Annotated in this window: 25 protein-coding genes; 12 read left to right on the top strand and 13 right to left on the bottom strand. The window is 60.5% G+C overall.

Annotation, left to right across the window (positions count from 1 at the left end; genetic code table 11):
• Positions 1–56: 56 nt before the first annotated feature.
• From hycI to hycA, 9 genes are all read right to left on the bottom strand, one after another.
• Entirely contained in the window at positions 57–530 is a 474-nt protein-coding gene (gene hycI / locus OSH03_RS12425) for a hydrogenase maturation peptidase HycI (RefSeq protein WP_266179192.1), read from the bottom strand.
• Complete coding sequence (locus tag OSH03_RS12420) at positions 523–933, bottom strand: formate hydrogenlyase maturation HycH family protein (RefSeq protein ID WP_266179191.1); 411 nt, start codon at positions 931–933, stop codon at positions 523–525. Before OSH03_RS12420 ends, hycI begins: the two co-directional genes overlap by 8 nt.
• Positions 930–1,697, bottom strand: a complete 768-nt coding sequence (locus OSH03_RS12415) for an NADH-quinone oxidoreductase subunit B family protein (protein WP_266179190.1) — start codon at positions 1,695–1,697, stop codon at positions 930–932. The genes OSH03_RS12420 and OSH03_RS12415 overlap by 4 nt, the downstream gene beginning before the upstream one ends.
• Positions 1,697–2,239 carry a formate hydrogenlyase complex iron-sulfur subunit gene (locus tag OSH03_RS12410; RefSeq protein ID WP_266179189.1) on the bottom strand — a complete coding sequence of 181 codons (543 nt, stop codon included), beginning with the start codon at positions 2,237–2,239 and terminating at the stop codon, positions 1,697–1,699. Before OSH03_RS12410 ends, OSH03_RS12415 begins: the two co-directional genes overlap by 1 nt.
• Positions 2,240–2,248: 9 nt before the next feature.
• Entirely contained in the window at positions 2,249–3,958 is a 1,710-nt protein-coding gene (gene hycE, locus OSH03_RS12405; RefSeq protein WP_266179188.1) for a formate hydrogenlyase subunit HycE, read from the bottom strand.
• 15 nt (positions 3,959–3,973) lie between these two features.
• The gene (locus tag OSH03_RS12400) at positions 3,974–4,897 is read right to left on the bottom strand and encodes a respiratory chain complex I subunit 1 family protein (protein WP_266179187.1); all 924 of its coding nucleotides are present in this window, start codon (positions 4,895–4,897) and stop codon (positions 3,974–3,976) included.
• Between the two features lies 1 nt (position 4,898).
• A complete protein-coding gene (gene hycC, locus OSH03_RS12395) occupies positions 4,899–6,713 on the bottom strand; it encodes a formate hydrogenlyase subunit 3 (RefSeq protein ID WP_266179186.1) in 1,815 nt (604 codons plus the stop codon).
• Positions 6,710–7,318 (bottom strand): 4Fe-4S binding protein, encoded by a 609-nt coding sequence (locus OSH03_RS12390; protein ID WP_151412407.1) that lies wholly within the window; start codon positions 7,316–7,318, stop codon positions 6,710–6,712. Before OSH03_RS12390 ends, hycC begins: the two co-directional genes overlap by 4 nt.
• A gap of 73 nt (positions 7,319–7,391) precedes the next feature.
• Positions 7,392–7,856: a formate hydrogenlyase regulator HycA gene (hycA, locus tag OSH03_RS12385; protein WP_151412406.1), complete on the bottom strand. Its 465-nt coding sequence runs from the start codon at positions 7,854–7,856 to the stop codon at positions 7,392–7,394.
• A gap of 211 nt (positions 7,857–8,067) precedes the next feature.
• Between hycA and hypA the strand changes: the two genes are divergently transcribed.
• The 10 genes from hypA (at position 8,068) to OSH03_RS12335 (ending at position 18,001) form a co-directional block, all read left to right on the top strand.
• Positions 8,068–8,418, top strand: a complete 351-nt coding sequence (gene hypA, locus OSH03_RS12380; protein ID WP_080330160.1) for a hydrogenase maturation nickel metallochaperone HypA — start codon at positions 8,068–8,070, stop codon at positions 8,416–8,418.
• Positions 8,419–8,421: 3 nt separating this feature from the next.
• Positions 8,422–9,285, top strand: a complete 864-nt coding sequence (gene hypB, locus OSH03_RS12375) for a hydrogenase nickel incorporation protein HypB (RefSeq protein ID WP_266179185.1) — start codon at positions 8,422–8,424, stop codon at positions 9,283–9,285.
• Complete coding sequence (locus OSH03_RS12370) at positions 9,276–9,548, top strand: HypC/HybG/HupF family hydrogenase formation chaperone (RefSeq protein WP_266179184.1); 273 nt, start codon at positions 9,276–9,278, stop codon at positions 9,546–9,548. The genes hypB and OSH03_RS12370 overlap by 10 nt, the downstream gene beginning before the upstream one ends.
• Positions 9,549–9,551: 3 nt before the next feature.
• A complete protein-coding gene (gene hypD, locus OSH03_RS12365; RefSeq protein ID WP_266179183.1) occupies positions 9,552–10,673 on the top strand; it encodes a hydrogenase formation protein HypD in 1,122 nt (373 codons plus the stop codon).
• Positions 10,670–11,680, top strand: coding sequence for a hydrogenase expression/formation protein HypE (gene hypE, locus OSH03_RS12360; protein WP_266179182.1), 1,011 nt, complete (start codon positions 10,670–10,672; stop codon positions 11,678–11,680). Before hypD ends, hypE begins: the two co-directional genes overlap by 4 nt.
• Positions 11,681–11,744: 64 nt before the next feature.
• On the top strand, positions 11,745–13,817 hold the full coding sequence (gene flhA, locus OSH03_RS12355; protein WP_061097257.1) for a formate hydrogenlyase transcriptional activator FlhA: 2,073 nt from the start codon (positions 11,745–11,747) through the stop codon (positions 13,815–13,817).
• Positions 13,818–13,967: 150 nt separating this feature from the next.
• Positions 13,968–14,966 (top strand): siderophore ABC transporter substrate-binding protein EitA, encoded by a 999-nt coding sequence (gene eitA, locus OSH03_RS12350; RefSeq protein WP_061097256.1) that lies wholly within the window; start codon positions 13,968–13,970, stop codon positions 14,964–14,966.
• Positions 14,966–16,003: a FecCD family ABC transporter permease gene (locus OSH03_RS12345; protein ID WP_266179181.1), complete on the top strand. Its 1,038-nt coding sequence runs from the start codon at positions 14,966–14,968 to the stop codon at positions 16,001–16,003. Before eitA ends, OSH03_RS12345 begins: the two co-directional genes overlap by 1 nt.
• The gene (gene eitC / locus OSH03_RS12340) at positions 16,003–16,764 is read left to right on the top strand and encodes a siderophore ABC transporter ATP-binding protein EitC (RefSeq protein WP_266179180.1); all 762 of its coding nucleotides are present in this window, start codon (positions 16,003–16,005) and stop codon (positions 16,762–16,764) included. The genes OSH03_RS12345 and eitC overlap by 1 nt, the downstream gene beginning before the upstream one ends.
• Before the next feature lie 16 nt (positions 16,765–16,780).
• Positions 16,781–18,001 (top strand): MDR family MFS transporter, encoded by a 1,221-nt coding sequence (locus tag OSH03_RS12335; RefSeq protein ID WP_266179179.1) that lies wholly within the window; start codon positions 16,781–16,783, stop codon positions 17,999–18,001.
• Between the two features lie 5 nt (positions 18,002–18,006).
• Here OSH03_RS12335 and OSH03_RS12330 read toward each other — a convergent pair whose 3' ends face one another.
• Entirely contained in the window at positions 18,007–18,351 is a 345-nt protein-coding gene (locus OSH03_RS12330) for a nitrous oxide-stimulated promoter family protein (protein ID WP_266179178.1), read from the bottom strand.
• A gap of 175 nt (positions 18,352–18,526) precedes the next feature.
• On the opposite strand from OSH03_RS12330, the gene OSH03_RS12325 reads away from it, so the two are divergent.
• Complete coding sequence (locus OSH03_RS12325) at positions 18,527–18,757, top strand: SymE family type I addiction module toxin (protein ID WP_061097251.1); 231 nt, start codon at positions 18,527–18,529, stop codon at positions 18,755–18,757.
• A 113-nt stretch (positions 18,758–18,870) separates the two neighbouring features.
• Positions 18,871–21,432, top strand: a complete 2,562-nt coding sequence (mutS, locus tag OSH03_RS12320) for a DNA mismatch repair protein MutS (protein WP_266179177.1) — start codon at positions 18,871–18,873, stop codon at positions 21,430–21,432.
• Positions 21,433–21,520: 88 nt separating this feature from the next.
• Here mutS and OSH03_RS12315 read toward each other — a convergent pair whose 3' ends face one another.
• Genes OSH03_RS12315 through OSH03_RS12305 form a run of 3 tightly spaced genes read right to left on the bottom strand, consistent with a single transcriptional unit; the run spans position 21,521 to position 23,772 of the window.
• Complete coding sequence (locus OSH03_RS12315; protein WP_148421244.1) at positions 21,521–21,742, bottom strand: non-oxidative hydroxyarylic acid decarboxylases subunit D; 222 nt, start codon at positions 21,740–21,742, stop codon at positions 21,521–21,523.
• A 10-nt stretch (positions 21,743–21,752) separates the two neighbouring features.
• Positions 21,753–23,180, bottom strand: a complete 1,428-nt coding sequence (locus OSH03_RS12310) for a non-oxidative hydroxyarylic acid decarboxylases subunit C (RefSeq protein WP_266179176.1) — start codon at positions 23,178–23,180, stop codon at positions 21,753–21,755.
• Positions 23,170–23,772: a non-oxidative hydroxyarylic acid decarboxylases subunit B gene (locus OSH03_RS12305; RefSeq protein WP_266179175.1), complete on the bottom strand. Its 603-nt coding sequence runs from the start codon at positions 23,770–23,772 to the stop codon at positions 23,170–23,172. Before OSH03_RS12305 ends, OSH03_RS12310 begins: the two co-directional genes overlap by 11 nt.
• Positions 23,773–23,787 lie beyond the last annotated feature (15 nt).

Raw genomic sequence — 23,787 nt, 5'->3', positions numbered from 1 at the left:
CCCCTCTCCCTAACCCTCTCCCCATAAGGGAGAGGGGACAAAGCACACCCTCTCCCCTATGGGGAGAGGGCCGGGGTGAGGGGTTCAAATCCACCATTGCCAACCCACTCCGCAAGCCTTGAATAGACCACTTCCACAGCCTCTTTCACCGGCGGCGTCATCGGGTAATAAAACCCAACGATGTCCGGCTGAATGCCCAAAAACAGCACCTCGCCCACGTCGTCTTTAATCTGATCCACCAGATAGTTGAGCGGCATATTGTGGGTGGTCATCATAAACATCTCGGCGATATCGTCCGGGTCAATCAGGCGGATCTCGCCGGGGTTGAGCCCCATATCGGTGGCATCGACGATTAACAGCCTGTCCGGGCGCAGTTCGCGAATGGCAACCACGTCGTTTTCCGGCGCGCTGCCACCGTCGATCACCACCCAGGCGCCCTGCGGGTTCGCGGCGCACATCTCTGCCAGCAGCGGGCCCGCGCCGTCGTCGCCCATCATGCTGTTGCCGACACACAGTAAAACGTCAGTCACGTAATCTCCTCACCATCAGGTAGATGGCGTTCTCCTGATGAATATCGTGCAGCATGCTAAGCAGCGTTTTGCTCCACGCCTGCTGCACCGGGGTTTGCCTGCTTAGCGCCGCGTCAAAGGCGTTGGCGAGCATCGCAATGTGGTTGGCGTCGATAACGATCTCGCCATACTTCGGCACGCCCTCCATCTTGCGCCGCGCCGTGCTGCCCTCCTCCAGCGTGGCGATCCACGCCAGGTACTCAGGCCACGGGCAGCTCAGCGCCGCCTCCAGGCAGTCGATCACCCCGAGATGGTGCCCAATTGCCAGGCTGTAGTAGACCACCTGCTGCGCCGCATCCGGCGTGGCGTCGTTCTCATCAATAAACTTACGGCTCAGCTGGCTGAACACCACCGTCTCACTCATCGGATTCGCGCCTCATCGACGATGCTGTTCAGGTTCGCCACGATCTCATTGAGACGCGGATCGTTTTCCGCCTCCAGCCAGCGTGCCACCTGATGGTCGCCCTGGCTCAGCAGGCGCAGGTAATCGTCGGCAATCTGGCGACCGTAGCGGTAGCCCGCCAGCCTGCGCGCCGTGCGGTCGACCTTCACCCGCAGCGGCTGCACCATGTCCGGATGCAGAATGGCGGCCGGCTGGTTGTCCAGCTCGCCGGGCTCGCGGACGTGGATTTTCTGCTCCAGCAGGCCGAGCGCCATCGCAAAGCCGTACAGCGTCGCGGCGGGCGTTGGCGGGCAGCCTGGAATGTAGACGTCCACCGGCACGATTTTGTCGGTGCCGCCCCAGACGCAGTAAAGGTCGTGGAAGATGCCGCCGCTGTTGCCGCAGGCCCCGTACGAGATGCAAATTTTCGGGTCCGGCGCAGACTGCCAGGCGCGCAGCGCGGGCGAGCGCATGGCGCGGGTGACGGCCCCGGTAAACAGCAGAATGTCCGCATGGCGCGGAGACGGCACCACTTTGATGCCGAAGCGCTCGGCGTCAAACAGCGGTGACAGGGTGGCGAAGATCTCGATCTCGCAGCCGTTGCAGCCGCCGCAGTCCACGCGGTAGACGTAGGCCGAGCGTTTGATTTTTTTCAGCAGCGACGCCTTCATGCTGGCGATAGACTCCTCCACCGTCATCGGCACCGGAATGCCGTTGTCGTCGCGCGGGCCGAGTAAGTTTTCCATCAGCTGGCCTCTCTCATATGGCGGGTAATATCAATGCGGTCGGACGGCAGCAGGCACTTCTGGCGCTTGCACTCCGGGCAGGTTTCGAAGCTTTCGCGGTGATGCTCCGCGCGGGCGTCGCCGTTGTGCTGCAGCGGCGCGATGGCGTAGTCGATCTCTTTTTGCACGGCGAACGGACGCTTGCAGACGCGGCAATTGCACAGGGCAAAACGCGACTGCTGCAAAAAGTCCTCTTTCTTCCAGACCGCCAGCTCGTACTCCTGCGACAGGCGAATAGCCACCGTCGGGCAGACCTCCTCGCAGCGGCCGCAGAAGATGCAGCGCCCGAGGTTAAACTGCCAGGCCAGCTCGCCGGTTTTAAGATCCGTTTCCACCGTTAAGGCGTTCGACGGGCAGGCGTTGACGCAGGCCGCGCAGCCGATGCACTGCTGCGGATTGTGCTCCGGCTTGCCGCGAAAGTTTTTATCCACCGGCATCGGCTCCAGCGGATAGCTGCTGGTCTGCACGCCGGTTTTGATGACTTTTTTGATAAAGGTAAACATGGCGAATCCTTATTTCAGCGGCGAGTTCTTACGCTCGATGCTGTAGCGCTCAAGCTCTTTGTACGGCACCACCTGGCTTTTCTTCTTGCGCACGTCCACCACGGTCATGCGGTCGGTGCAGGAGTAGCACGGGTCGAGGCTGCCGATGATCAGCGGCGCGTCAGAGACGGTGTTGCCGCGCAGCATGTAGCGCAGGGTTGGCCAGTTGGCGTAGGTGGCCGCGCGGCAGCGCCAGCGGTAGAGCTTCTGGTTGTCGCCGGTCATGCTCCAGTGGATGTCGTCCCCGCGCGGCGCTTCGGCAAAGCCGAGGGCAAAGCGGTTAGGGATGTAGGTGAAGCCCTCCACCATCAGCGGACCGCCCGGCAGGTTATCAAGGCCAAAGTCGATCATGTTCAGCGCGGTGAACACCTCGTTGATGCGCACCTTGAGGCGGGAGATGACGTCGCAGCCCTGCTCGCTGTGCACGGTCATCGGCAGCAGGCCGTAGCCGACGAACGGGTGATCGGCGCGGGTGTCGCGGGCGTGGCCGCTGGCGCGCACCATCGGGCCGACGTTGCTGAAATCGCGGGCAATTTCCGGATCGAGGCGGCCAATTCCAACGGTGCGCTGTTCGATGTTTGGCGTGCTGAGCAGCATGTCCACCAGCTCCTGCACGTCGCGGCGCATCTGCTGCGCCAGCTGGCGGGTCTTGATCATGTCGTCCTTCAGCAGGTCGCGGCGAATCCCGCCGATCAGGTTCAGGCCGTAGGTTTTACGCGCCCCGGTGAGGATCTCCGCCATCTTCATCGACGCTTCGCGCACGCGGAAGAACTGCATAAATCCGGAGTCAAAGCCGACGAAGTGGCAGGCCAGGCCGAGGTTCAGCAGGTGCGAGTGCAGGCGTTCAACTTCCAGCAGAATGGCGCGGATCATCTGCGCGCGCTCCGGCACCACGATCCCCATGCTGTTCTCCACCGAGGTGGTGTAGGCGGTGCTGTGGGCGAAGCCGCAGATGCCGCACACGCGGTCAGAGAGGAACGTCACCTCGTTGTAGCCCATGCGGGTTTCCGCCAGCTTTTCCATGCCGCGATGGACGTAAAACAGACGGTAGTCGGCGTCGATGATGTTCTCGCCATCGACGAACAGGCGGAAGTGGCCCGGTTCGTCGGAGGTGACGTGCAGCGGGCCGATCGGCACCACGTTGTTCTTCTTGCTGCCGAGTTCGTTGATGAACTCGTAGGTTTCGCTGTCGGTGGTCGGCGCCGGGCGCTGGCGGTAGTCCATGCTGTCCTTGCGCAGCGGATAGAGTTCGTCCGGCCAGTCGTCCGGCAGCACCAGGCGGCGCTCGTCCGGCAGGCCGACCGGCACCAGGCCGTACATGTCACGCACCTCGCGCTCGCCCCAGACGGCGGCGGGCACGCGCGGCGTGACGGACGGGTATTCCGGCTTAGCCGGGTCGACTTCGACGCGCACGGTGATCCAGCACTTCTCGCCCTGCTCCATCGACATCACGTAGTACACCGCGTAGCTGCCGCACAGCTGGCGCTCGTCGTTGCCGAACAGCACCGACAGCCAGCCGCCCTGCTGGTAATAGAGAAACTCAACCACTTCCGGCAGGTAGTTCACCTTCACGGTGAGGGTGATCTGGTCTTTGGTTTGCCAGGACTCCTCCAGCACCACGCCGGGGAAAGCCTGATGCAACGCGGCGAGATACTGCTGACCTTTCTTTTCTTCAGACATAAATACTCTCTTTAATCACGCCACCAGCAAGGAGACGAACGCTAAAAATGCAAAACCAAAACCGGCCCAGGTGATGCGTGACGTTTCCACAAAGCGCAGGCGCGCCATGCTGTTTTCAAACAGGGCTATCACCAGCACGCCGACCAGCAGCTTGAGCGCAGCTACCGCCACGGCCAACACCAGACCGCCCGCGGAGAAGTGCGTCATCTGCCCCCACGGGAAGAAGACGCCGACAAACATCTGCAGCACCACCAGCTGCTTGAGGCTGATGCCCCACTTCAGCACCGCGAAGCCGTAGCCGCTGTACTCGGTAAGCGGGCCTTCCTGCAGCTCCTGCTCCGCTTCCGCGAGGTCAAACGGCAGTTTGCCCATCTCAATAAAGGTGGCGAACGCGCAGGCGCAGAGCGCCAGAATCAACGGGATAGAGCGTGAAACCGGCCAGTGGTAAACGGTGTCGGTGATAAAGCTGATGTGGGTGGAGCCCGCCACCTGCGCGGCCACCCACAGCCCCAGCAGCAGGATCGGCTCCACCAGCACGCCGAGCATCGCCTCGCGGCTGGCGCCGATGCCGGTAAACGGGCTGCCGGTGTCCAGGCCCGCAATCGCAAAGAAGAAGCGGGCGATGGCGAAGAGGTAGATAAGCGTAATCAGATCGCCAAGCGCCGGCAGCGGCGAGCCCACCGTCACCACCGGCAGCGCGGTGGCGATGGTGAGCATCACGCCGACCATCACGAACGGCGTCAGGCGGAAGACCCAGCCTGCGGCGTCCGGGGCGACGCTCTGGCGAGAGAGCAGCTTGAAGAGATCGCGGTACTCCTGGAGCACGCCGGGCCCGCGACGGTTGTGCATCCGGGCGCGCGCCACGCGCGTAATGCCCGACAGCAGCGGCGCGGCGGCGAACAGCGCCAGCGCCTGAAGAATTGCCAGAAACAGACTCATGTCAGGCTCCTCGTGAAATCACAATTACCACCAGCACCGCCAGCTCGATCAGCGCCAGACGGCGGAACAGAGTGGGCGCGGCGGCGCTCTGCCAGCCGGGAACCCAGCCCTGCGGGTTCAGCCAGTGGCGCAGCTTCAGCACGGCGGCGAAGTTCTCCTTCACCGGCATGGCAAAACCGTGGGCGGTGATGACCATCGACTGCTCGTGTTCGTAGCCGCAGGCCCACGCCGCGCCGCGCGAGCGGGAGGCGAGACGGTCGCGCTTAAAGAACAGCATCAGCACGAACGGCAGCAGCGGTGCGGCAATCAGCAGCAGCGCCATCATCGGCTGGGAAACGACGGTATGCGCCGTCGCAAGCGGCAGCGGAACGGCGTGGCCCAGCAGCGGCAGCAGCCACGGCGCGGCCACCCCGCCCCCAATGCAGCACAGCGCCAGCGCGACCACGCTGGCACACATCAGTACCGGAGCGCAGCAGGCGTTCTCCGCTTCACGGGTGCGCGGTGCGCCGAGGAAGGTGACGCCGTAGACTTTCGCCATGCACATCACCGCCAGCGCCCCGGTAATCGCCAGCCCAACCGCCAGCAGCGGGCCTAACAGGCGCGCGATAAACGCGTCGCTCTGGCCGAGCGCGAAGAACGACTGATAGATCACCCACTCCCCGGCAAAGCCGTTCAGCGGCGGCAGCGCGGCCATCGCCATCAGCCCCACCAGCATGGCGAGTGAAATCACCGGCATTTTTTTGCCAATCCCACCGAGCTTTTCGATATCGCGGTGGCCGGTGCGGAACCAGACGCTGCCCGCGCCGAGGAACAGGGTGCTTTTGAACAGGCTGTGGTTGACGAGGTGATACAGACCGCCGATAAACCCGGCGGCAATCAGCGCCGGCTGGTTAAGCGCCAGCCCGGTGACGCCCGCGCCGATGCCGAGCAGGATAATGCCGATATTTTCCAGGGTGTGGTACGCCAGCAGGCGCTGGATATTGTGCTCCATCAGGGCGTACAGGCCGCCGACAAAGGCGGTAATCATCCCCGCAATCAGCAGCGCCACGCCCCACCACAGCGGCGGCTGACCGCCCGTCAGGGTAATCGTCAGGATGCCGAACAGACCGACCTTCATTACCACCGTAGAAAACAGCGCGGCGGCGGGCGCAGAGGCATTCGCATGCGCCTGCGGGACCCAGCCGTGTAGCGGGATAATCCCGGCCAGCAGGCCAAAGCCGACGACGCCCAGCAGCCAGACATCGTTGCCCAGCGTCTGGCCGTTAAGCGCGGAAAAGTCCAGGGTGCCGAAACGCTGCCACACCAGCCAGCAGGCCAGCGCCAGCAGCAGCGTGCCGAGACGCCCAAGCGCAAACCACAGCTTGCCGGAGGCGCTGCAGCCGGTCAGGAACACGCCGCACAGGGCCATGATTTCGGCCATTACCACCAGCGCGCCGAGGTTGCTGGCGATAACCGTGCAGACCGCCGTCGCCATCAGCAGATTGACCAGCAGGCCGTTGGCTTTGGTTTGCGGATGGCGGTGCCAGTCGATATTGAACAGGCTGATAAACAGCCCGCACAGGCCAAAGGTCACCAGCCAGATGGCGTTAAGCGGCGTAATCGCCACGGTGTGGCGAATCAGCGGCATGAGTGTTTCCACGGATTGTCCGCCGAGCAGGACGACGCCGCCCGCGGCCAGCGTCATCAGGCTGCCGACCGCCCCGCCGATACCGGCTATCCAGCCGCTCAGGGTTTTATGGAAAGAGAACACCAGCGCCAGCGCGGCGGCTGCGGCAAAGTACGCCACGGCGCTGTTAATCATAAATATCGCGTTCATTTCGCCCCCTCGTTAAGCGCCTGCAGAAGCGAAAGATCCCCGACGTCGGTATTAATGGTCAGCTCGCGCTTGCGCCTGCTGGTGCGGGCGATATCGCGGATGTTAACCAGGATCAGCGCTTTGGTCGGGCAGGTCCGCACGCAGGCCGGGCCCTGTTCGTCAAAGCTGCACAGGTCGCACTTGACCGCAACAGCGCGGATGCCGGGCACCCAGTCCAGCAGCGTGCTCACCTTCGCCGGCGCGGGTGGTGCAGGCGGCGCTTTGGGGGTATTGGCGTTCGCCGGGATATGCAGCGGGCGGCTGCCGGAGAATTCAATCGCGCCGAACGGGCAGGCGATGCCGCACAGCTTGCAGCTAACGCACAGGCTTTCGTTCAGCTGGACCGCGCCATCGACGCGGGTGATGGCGTTAACCGGGCACACGCCCGCGCAAGGGGCATCTTCACAGTGGTGGCAGAGCTGCGGGGCAGACTCTTTTTCATTACGCATGACGCGCAGGCGCGGCATGGACTGCAGCCCGTGCAGGCGGTGCGTTTCCGAACACGCCGCCTCACAGGTTCGACAGCCTATACAGACCGTCGAGTCAGCAATTACAAAACGGTTCACCGGGCAATCCTCAGGTGATAGTCATTTTTGACGACGAAAAACTGTCTCATCGACACTTTTCGACACTCGGTTATCAGGCAGGGTTTGCGGAAATCTTTCCCGCGACCAGCTGTTTCAGGTCGACCGGCAGGTCGTGTTCAACCGCGGCGTAGAGACCGTTGTAAACCGGCGCGATTTTCTCCAGATAGTGCTCAAGCACCTGCTGGCGATCGCGGTTGCTGACGTAGCCGTCGACCATGCCGTCGGCCATCAGCTGCGCCTGCGCAATACGTTGTTTTTCACCCTCTTTATTCTCAACGTAGTACTCGATGGTGTGGCTGTTAAAGCTGTCTGCCAGGGTCACAAAGACCGTGAAATGACCGAACAGGACAAAGCGCATATCCCCCTGCGCCGCACAGCTCATCGCATGATGCAGACGGGCTTTTGACAGGGTGATCCCCTGAACCAGAGAGTTGCAGTAGAGGTGCCACTGATCCTGAAGCTGCTGGTGGCGCTGCGCGATGTAATCCGCTTTTTCGCTAATTTCCCAAATAGTCATAGAAGGTATCCGGTTAATGGAGATAGCGGCTGTTAAGCAGATTCCGTGCCAGTTTTTAATTCATTGATTTAAATAATTTTTATCGAAAAAACCACTGTCAACGCCGCCGTGTCGACGTGTCATTTCGACAGCGTTGACATCGTCACGCCGTAACGCAAATCAAGCTGGCACCGTTATTGCATTCACTGGCGCAAATCATTGAGGAGGCGTCATGCACGAAATCACCCTCTGCCAGCGGGCTCTGGAACTTATCGAACAGCAGGCAGTGCAAAACCACGCGAAGCGCGTCACCGGCGTCTGGCTGAAGGTCGGGGCGTTTTCCTGCGTCGAGACCAGCGCCCTGACCTTTTGTTTTGAGCTGGTGTGCCGCGGCACGCTGGCGGAAGGCTGCGCGCTGCATATCGACGAGCAGCAGGCGGAGTGCTGGTGCGAGCAGTGCCAGCAGTACGTCACCCTGCTCTCATCAAAGGTTCAGCGCTGCCCGCAGTGTCAGAGCACGGGTCTTCGCATCGTGGCGGATGACGGCATGCAGATCCAACGCCTCGAAATCGAGAAGGAGTAATGTATGTGTAGTACCTGCGGTTGCGCCGAAGGCAACCTCTATATAGAAGGGGACGAACACCGCCCCCACTCCGCGTTTCGCTCCGCGCCCTTTTCCCCTGCCCCGCGTCCTGCGGCGGCCCTGACCGGCATCACCTTTGCGCCGCAGCGTTCCGACGCGGGCGATCTGCATTACGGCCACGGCGAAGCGGGCACCCACGCGCCGGGCATGAGCCAGCGCCAGATGCTGGAGGTGGAGATCGACGTGCTGGACAAAAATAACCAGATCGCCGCCCGCAACCGCGCCCGCTTTGCCGCGCGTCAACAGCTGGTGCTGAACCTGGTCTCCAGCCCCGGCTCCGGCAAAACCACGCTGCTGACCGAAACGCTCAAGCGCCTGAACGAACGCGTCTCCTGCGCGGTTATCGAAGGCGACCAGCAAACCGTTAACGACGCGGCGCGCATCCGCGAAACCGGCACGCCCGCGATTCAGGTCAACACCGGCAAGGGCTGCCACCTGGACGCACAGATGATTGCCGACGCCGCCCCGCGCCTGCCGCTGGCGGATAACGGCATCCTGTTTATTGAAAACGTCGGCAACCTGGTGTGTCCGGCCAGCTTTGACCTCGGCGAACGGCACAAGGTGGCGGTGCTCTCCGTCACCGAAGGGGAGGACAAGCCGCTGAAGTACCCGCACATGTTCGCCGCCGCCTCCCTCATGCTGCTGAACAAGGTCGACCTGCTGCCGTACCTGAACTTCGACGTGGATAAGTGCCTTGCGTATGCCCGCGAGGTGAACCCGGACATTCGCATCCTGCTGGTTTCTGCCACGCGCGGCGACGGGATGGACGCCTGGCTGGACTGGCTGGAGAGCGAACGATGTGCATAGGCGTACCGGGACAAATCCATTCCCTCGACGGCAATCAAGCCAAAGTGGAGATTTGCGGCATCCTGCGCGACGTGGACCTGACGCTGGTGGGCAGCACCGATGAGACGGGCGCGTCGCGCCTCGGCCAGTGGGTGCTGGTCCACGTGGGGTTTGCGATGAGCGTGATTAACGAAGCGGAAGCCCGCGACACGCTGGACGCGCTGCAAAACATGTTTGACGTGGAGCCGGACGTGGGCGCGCTCCTGTACGGCGAGGAGCGCTAGCCTATGCGTTACGTTGATGAATACCGCGCGCCGGAACAGGTGATGCAGCTTATCGGGCATCTGAAAACGCGCGCTGCGCTTCTGGACTACACGAGCGAAAGGCCGCTGCGGATCATGGAGGTGTGCGGCGGGCACACGCACGCCATCTTCAAGTTTGGCCTCGACCAGCTGCTGCCGGAGAACATCGAGTTTATCCACGGCCCAGGCTGCCCGGTGTGCGTCCTGCCGATGGGGCGCATCGACAGCTGTATTGAAATTGCCGGCCAGCCCGGCGTCATTTTCTGCACCTTTGGCGACGCGATGCGCGTGCCGGGGAAAAACGGCTCGCTGCTGCAGGCAAAGGCGCGCGGCGCGGACGTGCGGATCGTTTACTCGCCGATGGATGCCCTGACGCTGGCGATGGACAACCCTGAGCGCAAGGTCGTCTTTTTCGGGCTGGGTTTTGAAACCACCATGCCCGCGACGGCCATCACGCTGCAGCAGGCGAAAGCGCGCGATGTCGGTAACTTTTTCTTTTTCTGCCAGCATATTACGCTCATTCCCACGCTGCGCAGCCTGCTTGAAGAGCCGGACAACGGCATCGACGCGTTCCTGGCACCAGGCCACGTCAGCATGGTGATAGGCACAGACGCCTACGGTTTCATCGCTGAGCAGTACAATCGTCCGTTAGTGGTGGCTGGTTTCGAACCGCTTGATCTACTGCAAGGCGTGGCCATGCTGGTTGAGCAGAAAATAGCGGCCCTGAGCGCGGTGGAAAACCAGTACCGCCGCGTGGTGCCCGATGCGGGAAATGAACGGGCTCAGCAGGCGATAGCCGACGTGTTTAGCGTTGAGGGCGACAGCGAGTGGCGCGGGCTGGGGCTGATTGCCGAATCCGGCGTGCGCCTGACGCCTGCCTATCGCGAATTTGATGCCGAAGCGCACTTCCGCCCGCAGCCGCAGCAGGTGTGCGACGATCCCCGGGCACGCTGCGGCGAGGTGCTTACCGGCAAATGCAAACCTCATCACTGCCCGCTATTTGGCAACACCTGTAACCCGCAAACCGCGTTTGGCGCGCTGATGGTCTCCTCTGAAGGGGCATGCGCCGCGTGGTATCAGTATCGCAACCAGGAGTGTGAAGCATGAACACGGTGGAAATGGCGCACGGAAGCGGTGGACAGGCGATGCAGCAGCTGATTAACCGGCTGTTCATGGAGGCCTTTAATAACCCCTGGCTCGCGGAGCAGGAGGATCAGGCGCGCATCGCGCTCTCAACCCTCACCGCACACGGCGACCGGCTGGCGTTCTCCACCGACAGCTACGTGATTGACCCGCTGTTCTTCCCGGGCGGCGATATCGGCAAGCTCGCCGTCTGCGGCACGGCCAACGACGTGGCCGTCAGCGGCGCCATTCCGCGCTATCTCTCCTGCGGGTTTATCCTTGAAGAGGGTCTGCCGATGGAAACCCTCACGGCGGTGGTGAACAGCATGGCGCATACCGCGCGCGAGGCGGGTATCGCTATCGTTACCGGGGATACCAAAGTGGTCCAGCGCGGCGCGGCCGACAAGCTCTTCATCAACACCGCCGGAATGGGGGCGATCCCCGCCGACGTTCACTGGGGTGCGCAACGCCTTAGCGCGGGCGACGTGCTGCTGGTGACCGGCACGCTGGGCTGCCACGGAGCGACTATTCTTAACCTGCGCGAAGGCTTAGGGCTGGACGGCGAGCTTCGCAGCGACTGCGCGGTGCTCACCCCGCTTATCCAGACGCTGCGCGACATGCCGGGCGTCAAAGCCCTGCGCGACGCCACCCGAGGCGGGGTGAATGCCGTCGCCCACGAGTTCGCCGCAAGCAGCGGGTGCGGGATTGAATTGATCGAGCGCGACCTGCCCGTTAAGCCTGCCGTGCGGGGGCTGTGTGAGCTTTTAGGGCTTGACCCGCTAAACTTTGCCAACGAGGGCAAGCTGGCGATCGGCGTGGAACGTTCGGCTGCGGAAGCCGTACTTGAACGGCTGAGAGCGCATCCCTTAGGGAAATACGCGGCCATCATTGGCGACGTGGTTGAGCGCAAAGGGGTGCGCCTGGCCGGGCTTTACGGCGTGAAGCGCACGCTGGATCTGCCGCACGCTGAGCCGTTACCCCGAATTTGCTAGAACCGCGCCATAAGCGGTCAGCAGTGAATGTCTCTTTTTTGCCAGTTTCTATTGGAAAGCAATAATGCCGTATACACCGATGAGCGATCTTGGACAGCAGGGCCTGTTTGACATCACGCGCACACTTTTACAACAGCCCGATCTCGGCGCGCTGAGCGATGCCCTGACGCGGCTGGTCAGGCAATCAGCGCTGGCGGACAGCGCGGCGATTGTGCTCTGGCATAGCGGAACGCACCGCGCGAGCTACTACTCAACGCGCGATAATGGCAAAACGTTTGAATACGAAGACGAAACGTACCTCGCGCACGGCCCGGTGCGCCGCATTCTCTCCCGGCCTGAAGTGCTGCACTGCAATTTTGAAGAGTTTCGGATGGCATGGCCTCGGCTGGCAGAGAGCAATCTCTATCAGCCTTTCGGTCATTACGGCATGCTGCCGCTGGCGGCGGAGGGCCAAATTTTTGGCGGCTGCGAGTTTATACGTAATACCGACCAGCCCTGGAGCGAGGCGGAGTACGAGCGTCTGCACACATTTACCCAGATTGTGGCCGTCGTCGCGGAGCAGATCCAAAGCCGCGTCACCAATAACGTTGATTACGACCTGCTGAGCCGCGAGCGTGACAACTTCCGCATTCTGGTCGCCATCACCAACGCCGTACTCTCAAGGCTCGACATGGACGAGCTGGTCAGCGAAGTCGCCAAGGAGATCCATCACTATTTCAGGATCGACGCCATCAGCATCGCGCTGCGCGGGAACCGCAAAGGCAAGCTGAACATCTACTCCACCCACTATCTTGATGAGGCCAACCCGGCGCACGAGCAAAGCGAGGTGGACGAAGCGGGCACCCTTTCTGAGCGGGTGTTTAAAAGCAAAGAGATCCTGCTGCTGAATCTCAGCGAGCAGGACCCGGTAGCGCCGTACGAGCGGATGCTGTTTAACACCTGGGGCAACAAAATTCAGACCCTGTGCCTGCTGCCGCTGATGTCCGGCAGCACCATGCTTGGGGTGCTCAAACTGGCGCAATGCGATGAAGCGGTGTTTACCACCGCCAACCTGAAGCTGCTGCGCCAGATCGCCGAGCGTATCTCCATCGCGCTGGATAACGCCCTCGCCTATCAGGAGATCCACCGCCTGAAAGAGCGGCTGGTGGACGAGAACCTGGCCCTGACCGAGCAGCTCAACAACGTGGACAGCGAGTTTGGCGAAATCATCGGGCGCAGCGATGCCATGTACAGCGTCCTCAAGCAGGTGGAAATGGTGGCCCAGAGCGACAGCACGGTGCTGATCCTCGGTGAAACCGGCACCGGTAAAGAGCTGATTGCCCGCGCCATTCACAACCTGAGCAACCGCAACAGCCGGCGCATGGTGAAGATGAACTGCGCGGCGATGCCCGCGGGTCTGCTGGAAAGCGACCTCTTCGGCCACGAGCGCGGCGCGTTTACCGGGGCCAGCAGCCAGCGCCTGGGGCGTTTCGAGCTGGCAGACAAAAGCTCGCTGTTCCTCGACGAAGTGGGCGATATGCCGCTGGAGCTACAGCCCAAGCTGCTGCGCGTATTGCAGGAGCAGGAGTTTGAGCGCCTCGGCAGCAACAAGCTTATCCAGACCGACGTGCGGCTGATCGCCGCCACCAACCGCGACCTGAAAAAAATGGTCGCCGACCGCGAATTCAGAAGCGATCTCTACTATCGCCTGAACGTCTTCCCGATCTGCCTGCCGCCGCTGCGCGAACGCCCGGAAGATATCCCCCTGCTGGTTAAAGCCTTTACCGCCAAGATCGCGCGCCGGATGGGGCGAAACATCGACAGCATTCCCGCCGAGACGCTGCGCACCCTCTCGTCGATGGAGTGGCCGGGCAACGTGCGCGAGCTGGAAAACGTCATTGAGCGCGCGGTGCTGCTGACGCGCGGGAACGTGCTGCAGCTCTCCCTGCCGGAGATTGCCCTTCCTGACGTGGCCGTACCCGCAGCCGAAATCGCGAAAGAGGGAGAAGATGAATATCAGCTCATTCTGCGCGTGCTGAAAGAGACCAACGGCGTGGTGGCCGGGCCGAAAGGGGCGGCCCAGCGGTTGGGGTTAAAACGCACCACCCTGCTGTCGCGCATGAAGCGTCTCGGGATTGATAAAGAAAATCTGGTTTAACCCCCATCAGGCGGTGTTTTCCTGCATCGCCTTTCGTCACCCTGCGTTATTGTCCCTCATTGACACAAAATCGTTTCCTCTGTATAAAATTCCGCCTTAATAATGCGTTTCATTTGCATCAAAAATAATTTTAATGAAGGGTAGCGTTTCATGAAGAAGGTCATCTGCGCGTTAGGCCTGGCGATTGCGTCGGTCAGTTCTGCTCTGGCAACCACATATCCCCTGACGATTGAAAACTGTGGCTACAAAGAGACATTCACCAAAGCGCCGGAACGCGTCGTGGCCCTGGGCCAGAACACCGTAGAAATTTTGCTCCTGCTGGGGCTGGAAGATAAGGTCAAAGCCAGCGCCTTCTGGCCGACCAAAGTCTTGCCGCAGCTGGCGGAACAGAACGCAAAAATCAAAACCCTGACTGTCGAAATTCCTACCCTTGAGTCCGTTCTTGCGCAAAATCCCGACTTTGTCCCCGCTCAGACGCCGCTGCTGCTGGGGCCTGAAAGTAAGGTCGCAAAACGCGAAGACCTGATGACCCTCGGCGTGAACAGCTATGTGTCACCGGGCATGTGCGCGACCAAAAAAGCCACCGGCGATATGTACGGCAGCCGCCAGAAGCTGTGGGATATGACCTATCTCTATAAAGAGATTGAGGATTTCGCCAAAATCTTTAACGTTGAAGATCGCGGCCAGGCCGTCATTGCCGATTTCAAAAAACGCGAGGCTGACCTGCGCAAAGAATTCGGCAAGAATAAAAAAGACCTTTCGTTTGTCTTCTGGTTCTCCAGCTCATCCCCTTCTGCAGACGCCTACGTAGGCGGTAAAAATAGCCCCTCTGGGTTTATCGCCAGCCTGATGGGCGGCCATAACGCCATTACGTCCGAGACTGAATGGCCGACCGTGGGCTGGGAAAGCATTATTGCCGCGAACCCGGACGTGATTGTGGTCTCCAGCCTGGATCGTAACCGCTGGGCGCTGGATAACGCGGAAGAGAAAATCAAATTCCTGAAAAGCGATCCGGCCGTGAGCCAGCTTGATGCCGTTAAAAAAGGCCATATCGTGGTGATGGACGGTCAGGCGATGAACCCGACGATTCGTACGATTTACGGTGCCGAACAGGTGGGTGAACAGCTCAGAAAGCTGGGGCTGAACTGATGACAGTTGCCGTACTTCAGGCCCGCCAGGGCCTGATCCTGACCACTTCCGCTCTGCTTGCTGTTGTCCTGCTGTTTCTGGTAATTGCTCTTGGCGTCAGCGTCGGCGAGCTGTCGATTCCGCTGTCCAACGTCTTTTACGCTATCGGTAATAAGCTGGGGCTGACCGACGTTCCGCTCAACCGCATCTATGAAAGCGTTATCTGGGACTTTCGCCTGAGCCGCGCGCTGGTGGCGGCATGCTGCGGGGCAGGTTTAGCCATCTGCGGCGCCGTGCTGCAAAGCCTGCTGAAGAATGCGCTGGCGGAACCCTACGTGCTCGGCGTGTCGGCAGGGGCCTCAACCGGGGCGGTGTCGGTCGTCGTCCTGGGCATCGGCACCGGCGCGGTGTCGCTCTCTGCGGGCGCGTTTGCCGGGGCGTTCGCCGCCTTTGCGTTTGTCGCCTTTCTGACGAACGGTGCGCGCTGCGGCAATGAGCGCACCATTCTGGCAGGCGTTGCTGCATCTCAGCTTTTCAACGCCATTACCGCCTACACCATCAGCACTTCCGCCAGCGCGCAGCAGGCGCGCGACGTGATGTTCTGGCTGCTGGGCAGCTTTAGCGGCGTGCGCTGGCCGGAATTCCAGCTGGCGCTGGTTGTCGTGCTGGCGGGCCTTGCCGTCTGCCTCTACTATTCCCGGGCGCTGGACGCCTTTACCTTTGGCGATGACGCCGCGGCCTCGTTAGGCATTGCCGTACCCTGGGTGCGCCTTGCCCTGTTCACCACCACGGCCCTGATCACCGCCACCATCGTCAGCATGGCGGGCTCAATCGGCTTTGTGGGGCTGGTGGTGCCGCACGTTATGCGCTTCCTGTTCGGGCCGCTGCACCGCACGCTGCTGATTGCCAGCGCCCTGGCCGGGGCGATTCTGATGGTGCTGGCCGACATCGCCTCGCGGATGCTGATTGCGCCGCAGAGCCTGCCCGTCGGCGTCGTCACCGCGCTGGTGGGCGTGCCTTTCTTTGCCGTGATTATCTACCGTTCAAGGAATAAGTGATGAGTATCTGCGCTGAAAATATTACCTGGAAGGTCGGCAAAAAAGTTATCGTCAATGACGTCTCGCTGAAGGTTTCCCGGGGCGAAACCGTGGGTCTGCTTGGTCCTAACGGCTGCGGCAAATCGTCCCTTTTGCGCATTCTGGCAGGCCTGCGTCGCCCGGATGCGGGCAGCGTGACCCTGGACGGGCAGGACATTTCCCGCATCGCCAAAAAGCAGCTTGCCCGCCGGGTGGCGTTCGTTGAGCAGCACGGCATGACGGACGCCAATATGCGCGTGCGCGACGTGGTCAAGCTTGGACGTATTCCGCACCACTCCCCTTTTTCCAACTGGAGCGCGCAGGATGACGACACCATCACCGCGGCTCTGCAGCGTGTCGATATGCTGGACCGCAGCGAGCAGGGCTGGCTGAGCCTCTCCGGCGGCGAGCGTCAGCGGGTGCATATTGCCCGCGCGCTGGCGCAAACGCCAACCGAAATCCTGCTGGATGAACCGACCAACCACCTGGACATCCATCATCAGATGCAGCTGATGCAGTTGATCAGCGAATTACCCGTCACCAGCATTGTCGCCATCCACGATCTCAACCACGCCTCAATGTTCTGCGACTCGCTGATTGTGATGCAGAAAGGGCAAATCGTGGCGACCGGAACACCGCAGGACATCTTATCCGAGTCGTTGCTGTGGGATGTCTTCCGGGTCAAAACTAAAATTGAGATCTCGCCGTTTCATGGCAAAAAGCACATTCATTTTATCGTTTAGGGGCGAGTGATCGACAATGTCCCTTCGCCCCGCCACCACGCTCTGGCCGCCCGTTTTACTGGGTAGCCAGTTTGTTTTTAACATTGGGTTTTACGCCGTCGTTCCCTTTCTGGCGATATTTCTGCGCGACGACATGCTGCTCTCCGGCGGGCTTATCGGGCTGATCCTGGGCCTGCGCACGTTCTCGCAGCAGGGGATGTTTATCGTTGGCGGTGCGCTCTCGGACCGGTTTGGCGCGAAAGTGGTTATCCTCAGCGGCTGTATAGTTCGTGTTTCAGGCTATCTGCTGCTGGCCTTCGGGGGATCGCTGTGGCCGATTATTCTGGGCGCGTGTCTGACGGGCGTCGGCGGCGCGTTATTTTCTCCGGCTATTGAGTCATTGCTGGCGAAAGCGGGGACGAACAGCGAGGCGAAGGGGAAACGAAGCCGGGCGGAGTGGTTTGCGCTCTTTGCCGTCTGCGGGGAGCTCGGCGCGGTACTGGGCCCGGTTGCTGGCGCCCTGCTAACGGGGCTTGGCTTCCGCCAGGTGGCGCTGGCGGGGGCTGGCGTCTTTATCATTGCGCTAGTGGTGCTTTACTTCTGTCTGCCTGCTGCCGGGCACCGTTTACAGAAGATAAAAATAGTGCCCTGGTGGACGACGTTCCGACAGCCTCGCTTTGTCGCCTTTATCATTGCCTACAGCTCCTGGCTGTTAAGCTATAACCAGCTCTATCTGGCGCTGCCGGTAGAGATCCAGCGCTCCGGCGGTAACGAGAAAGATCTTGGCCCGCTTTTTATGCTGGCCTCCGTTCTGATTATTACCTTACAGCTGCCGCTGGCGCGTTTCGCCCGTCGCGTGGGCGCGGTGAACATTCTGCCGGTGGGCTTTTTGCTGCTTTCCGCCGCCTTTGCGAGCGTGGCGGCGTTTGCAGCAACAGAACCGCCTGAAGGCTGGCTGCGGCTTCTGCCCTCGGTCTCGTTTGTCACGCTGCTGACGCTGGGGCAGATGCTGCTGGTGCCCTCGGCAAAAGATCTCATTCCGCGGTTCGCCGATGAATCCACGCTGGGCGCGCACTACGGCGCACTCTCCACCGCCGGAGGCATTGCGGTACTGGCCGGAAACTTGCTTTTTGGCAGCCTGCTGGATCGCGCGCTGGTGCCTTCAACGCAGGCGATTTACCCGTGGCTGCTGCTGGCGCTCTTTCCACTGTGCAGCGCGCTGGCCCTGAACGTGATTTGCCGCCCGCTACGAAGCTGAACGGCTTACTTTTTCGGGCGATACTTTTCCGGCAGCTCCGGCACCGGACGACGGTCATCCATCAGATGACGGACGGTCAGAATGGGGTGTCGCCATAACATACGCGGCCCCGCCCAGCGCATAATCTGCTTCATCTCTTCACGTCTGGCAGGCTGGTAGCAGTGCACCGGGCATTGTTTGCAGGCGGGCTTTTCTTCACCAAAAACGCACTTATCCAGGCGCTTATCGGCGTACGCGTTGAGCACCTGATAATGCCCCGCTTCCTGAGAAGCCTCTGGACACTGCTTTGCGTACAACGCGATCATTTTCGCGATGGTCTCTTTTTCTCGTGATATGCGTTTACCGGTCATAGCGACTTACCGAACAATAAGATGCATCAATAATACACTTTTATACTGTGGATTTCAGGTGTTGCATTCCGTTTTCTGAAGCCTGATTCCACTATTAACCCTGCACCTCCTGAAAATCACTGGTATTTTATACAGGCATCAGGAATGACCGTTGTCCGTATAGTCTGGAGACCCTATGAAAGAGATCGCGTTCGGCAAACCCTACCGCCATTTAAAAGTGGGATATTTCAGAAAACGTCACGAGGATCGAAAAACGAAGATACCAAAGCGATACAGCGTGCATGCAGCGCTGAGCTTAAAAGGAGACTGGCTTGAGAAAGCGGGCTTTACCACCAACTCCCAGGTCAGGGTGGGCGTTGAGCATGGAAAAATCGTCATTGAGTTAATGTCAGAAGGCGCCTCGTAAAGCCGCCACATTTTTCTGCGCCGTACCTTTTTTTCATGCGACAATAGAAGGAACTAACGGCCACTGAGCCGCTCAAAACGGTTTATTTTCAAAGAAATGGACATCATAACTCCATGAGCACAATCGACAATTTCGACGCACATACGCCAATGATGCAGCAGTATCTGAAGCTGAAGGCACAGCATCCGGAAATCCTGCTGTTTTACCGTATGGGCGATTTTTACGAGCTGTTTTATGACGATGCTAAGCGTGCATCGCAGTTGCTCGACATCTCGCTAACCAAACGTGGCGCATCCGCAGGCGAGCCCATCCCGATGGCCGGTATCCCGCACCACGCGGTTGAAAACTATCTGGCTAAGCTGGTGAATCAGGGCGAGTCCGTTGCCATCTGCGAGCAGATCGGCGATCCGGCAACCTCGAAAGGCCCGGTTGAGCGCAAAGTCGTACGCATCGTCACGCCAGGCACCATCAGTGATGAAGCCCTGCTTCAGGAGCGCCAGGATAACCTGCTGGCGGCGCTGTGGCAGGACGGCAAGGGTTTTGGCTACGCCACGCTGGACATCAGCTCCGGGCGTTTTCGCCTGAGTGAGCCGACTGACCGCGAAACGATGGCTGCCGAACTGCAGCGCACCAACCCGGCAGAATTGCTCTACGCCGAAGACTTCGCCGAAATGGCGCTGATTGAAGGCCGTCGCGGATTGCGACGCCGCCCGCTGTGGGAATTCGAAATTGATACCGCGCGCCAGCAGCTGAACCTGCAGTTTGGCACCCGCGATCTGATTGGCTTTGGCGTGGAAAATGCTCCGCGCGGGCTGTGTGCCGCAGGTTGCCTCCTGCAGTACGTGAAAGACACCCAGCGCACCGCCCTGCCGCATATCCGCTCTATTACCATGGAGCGCCAGCAGGACAGCATCATCATGGATGCCGCCACGCGACGTAACCTGGAGATCACCCAGAACCTGGCGGGTGGCGTTGAAAACACGCTCGCATCGGTGCTCGACAGCACGGTAACGCCAATGGGCAGCCGCATGCTGAAACGCTGGCTGCATATGCCGATTCGCGATACGGATACACTTGTCTGCCGTCAGCAGACCATTGCCGCCCTGCAGGATCGCTATACCGAGCTGCAGCCGGTCCTGCGCCAGGTGGGCGATCTGGAGCGTATCCTGGCCCGTCTGGCTCTGCGCACCGCGCGCCCGCGCGACCTTGCGCGTATGCGTCATGCTTTCCAGCAGCTGCCGGAACTGCGAGCGCAGCTGAGCGACGTTGACAGCGCGCCGGTGCAGAAACTCCGCGAAACGATGGGCGAATTCACCGAGCTTCGCGAGCTGCTGGAGCGCGCCATTATTGATGCCCCTCCGGTTCTGGTGCGCGACGGCGGCGTGATTGCCCCTGGATACAACGAGGAGCTGGACGAATGGCGCGCGCTGGCAGACGGCGCGACGGACTACCTCGATAAGCTGGAAATCCGCGAACGCGAGCGTCTTGGGCTCGACACCCTGAAAGTGGGGTATAACGCGGTACACGGTTACTACATTCAGATCAGCCGCGGGCAGAGCCATCTGGCGCCGATTCACTACGTCCGCCGCCAGACATTGAAAAACGCCGAGCGCTACATCATTCCCGAGCTGAAAGAGTACGAAGACAAAGTGCTCACCTCGAAAGGCAAAGCCCTGGCGCTGGAAAAACAGCTGTATGACGAGCTGTTTGACATGCTGATGCCGCACCTTGCTGACCTGCAGCTGTGCGCCAGCGCGCTGGCGGAGCTGGACGTGCTGGTAAACCTGGCTGAACGGGCTGAAACGCTGAACTATACCTGTCCGACCTTTACCGACAAGCCAGGCATTCGTATTACGAAAGGCCGTCACCCGGTCGTCGAGCAGGTCCTGAACGAACCGTTCATCGCCAACCCGCTGAGCCTCTCGCCGCAGAGAAGAATGCTGATCATTACCGGCCCGAACATGGGCGGTAAGAGTACCTATATGCGCCAGACGGCGCTGATTGCTTTGCTCGCGTATATCGGCAGCTACGTCCCGGCGCAAAAAGTGGAGATTGGCCCCATCGACCGTATCTTCACCCGCGTTGGGGCAGCGGACGATCTGGCGAGCGGTCGCTCAACCTTCATGGTCGAGATGACCGAAACGGCTAACATTCTGCATAACGCGACGGAGCACAGCCTGGTGCTGATGGACGAAGTGGGACGCGGAACCTCAACCTATGACGGCCTGTCGCTGGCCTGGGCCTGCGCCGAAAGTCTCGCGAATAAAATCAAGGCCATGACGCTGTTCGCCACCCACTACTTCGAGCTGACGCAGCTGCCGGAGAAAATGGAAGGCGTGGCTAACGTTCATCTTGATGCGCTGGAGCACGGCGACACCATCGCTTTTATGCACACGGTGCAGGATGGCGCGGCGAGCAAGAGCTATGGTCTGGCCGTCGCGGCGCTGGCAGGTGTTCCGAAAGAGGTGATCAAGCGCGCTCGCCAGAAGCTGCGTGAGCTGGAAAGCCTCTCGCCGAATGCGGCGGCGACGCAGATCGATGGCACCCAGATGTCGCTGTTGGCACCAGCGGAAGAAACGTCTCCTGCGGTGGAAGCGCTGGAGAACCTCGACCCGGATTCACTGACGCCGCGTCAGGCGCTGGAGTGGATTTACCGGTTGAAGAGTCTGGTTTAGTTTTCTACGGTCTTTTTCCCTCAACCCAGCCCTCTCCCACAGGGAGAGGGTGAAAACATGAAAACGGCAACTTACGTTGCCGTTTTGCTTATAACAACGGTGGAACCGTCGGCACCTGCGGCGCTTCATCAATATCCTTCTGCGTCATACGGAACGCTTCCGGGTAGTGCTCGCGGCTGGTACGGCGCAGCGGTTCGGTATCGCGCCAGGTGTACAGACAGTGCTGGCACTGATAGACCGTCCAGACCCCTTTCACCGGTGATGTCGCCATCACTTCAATATGCTCATCGGCACAACGTGGACAAATCATCTTTTCCTCCTTATTGGCGTGCTGCCAGCATCGCGGTCAGTTTTTCAGCCCAGGCTTTGGTTTCAGGCAGATCCTGTACCGGCTGGCTGTAGTGGCCACGGGTGTCCGGTGCAACAGGCGTGGTGGCATCAATAATCAGTTTGTCGGTAATGCCCGCCGGGCTGGAGCCTGGGTCGAGTTCAAGCACCGACATGTTCGGCAGTTGCACCAGGTCTCCTGCCGGGTTTACCTTCGATGACAGCGCCCACATCACCTGTGGGAGGTTGAACGGATCGACATCCTCATCCACCATAATCACCATCTTCACGTAGCCCAGGCCATGCGGCGTGGTCATGGCACGCAAACCGACCGCGCGAGCAAAACCGCCGTAGCGTTTTTTAGTCGATATAATCGCCAGCAGGCCGTGGGTGTACATCGCGTTCACCGCCTGCACTTCAGGGAATTCCGCTTTCAGCTGCTGGTAAAGCGGCACGCAGGTGGCCGGTCCCATCAGGTAGTCAATCTCGGTCCACGGCATGCCGAGGTAGAGGGATTCGAAAATCGGTTTGGTGCGGTAAGATACTTTATCGATACGGACTACCGTCATGTTACGACCGCCGGAATAGTGCCCGGTAAACTCGCCGAACGGCCCTTCGATTTCACGTTTACGCCCTTCAATCACCCCTTCCAGGATCACTTCAGACCCCCACGGCACGTCGAAGCCGGTCAGCGGCGCGGTGGCAATCGGGTACGGGCTTTCACGCAGCGCACCGGCCATTTCATACTCGGACTGATCGTATTTCAGCGGCGTTGCGCCCATCAGCGTAATAATCGGGTCGTTGCCGAGGGTTATCGCAATCGGCAGATCTTGCCCGCGCTCTTCCGCTTTGTGCAGGTGCAGGGCGATATCGTGCATCGGTACCGGCTGGAGGCCGAGCTTGCGCTTGCCCTTCACTTCCATGCGGTAAATGCCGACGTTCTGCTTGCCGAAGTGATCCGGATCGAGCGGATCGCGTGAGACAACACACGCTTTATCGAGATAAAAACCGCCGTCACCGTCGTTCAGGCGAAACAGCGGGAGGATATCGAACAGGTTAATGTCTTCACCGTCCACCGTATTCTGCGCCCAGGCTGGGTTGGCGCGGCGCTCCGGCGCGATCGGGAATTTATCCCAGCGGCGAATGAACTCATCGATCTGTTTTTTTACCGGGGTATTGGCAGGCAGCCCCATTGATATGGCGTGGTTCTGCCAGGAGCCGATGGTATTCATCACCACGCGGGCGTCGGTAAAGCCGCGAATATTGTCAAACCACAGCGCGGGCGCGCCGTCTCCAATACGACCGGTGGCGTTGGCTGCCGCCGCCAGATCCGGCTCTGCATTCACCTCTTCCTCAATTTTCAGCAGTTGCCCTTGCTCATCGAGCGCCTGCAGGAAGCTTCTCAAATCATCAAATGCCATCTTTGTTCTCCTGTGAAAAATGTTTCGCCTCCCGCAAGCCGCTCCAGCGGCGCGCCTTTTTGTGCTCCAGACCGAACTGGTCAAGCACGCGGGTCACGATATGCTGGGTGATGTCATCGGCGGTTTGCGGGTGGTTGTAATACGCGGGCATAGGCGGCACCATCGCCACGCCCATGCGGGAAAGCGCCAGCATGTTCTCCAGATGAATGGTGCTGAGCGGCGTTTCGCGAGGAACCAGCACCAGCTTACGCCCCTCTTTCAGCACCACATCCGCCGCACGGCCCACCAGCCCTTCGGCGTAACCGGCGCGGATCCCCGCCAGCGTTTTCATGCTGCAGGGAATGACGATCATGCCGTCGGTGCGAAACGAGCCGGAGGAGATGGTGGCGGCCTGGTCAGCCGGGCTGTGGACAACGTCAGCCAGCGCAGCAACGTCCTGCACGCTGAAAGGCGTTTCCAGCTCAACGGTAGTTTTTGCCCACTTCGACATCACCAGATGAGTCTCCACCTCCGGCATTTCCCTCAGCGCCTGCAGCAGCGCCACGCCCAGCGGAGCCCCCGTGGCCCCCGTCATTCCAACGATCAATCTCATTCATCACCTCAATCA

It is taken from the genome of Enterobacter nematophilus (genome assembly GCF_026344075.1).
GTDB lineage: Bacteria > Pseudomonadota > Gammaproteobacteria > Enterobacterales > Enterobacteriaceae > Enterobacter > Enterobacter nematophilus.
The sequence above is the reverse complement of the archived record's forward strand: the minus strand, read 5'-3'. Positions and strand labels throughout refer to the sequence as shown.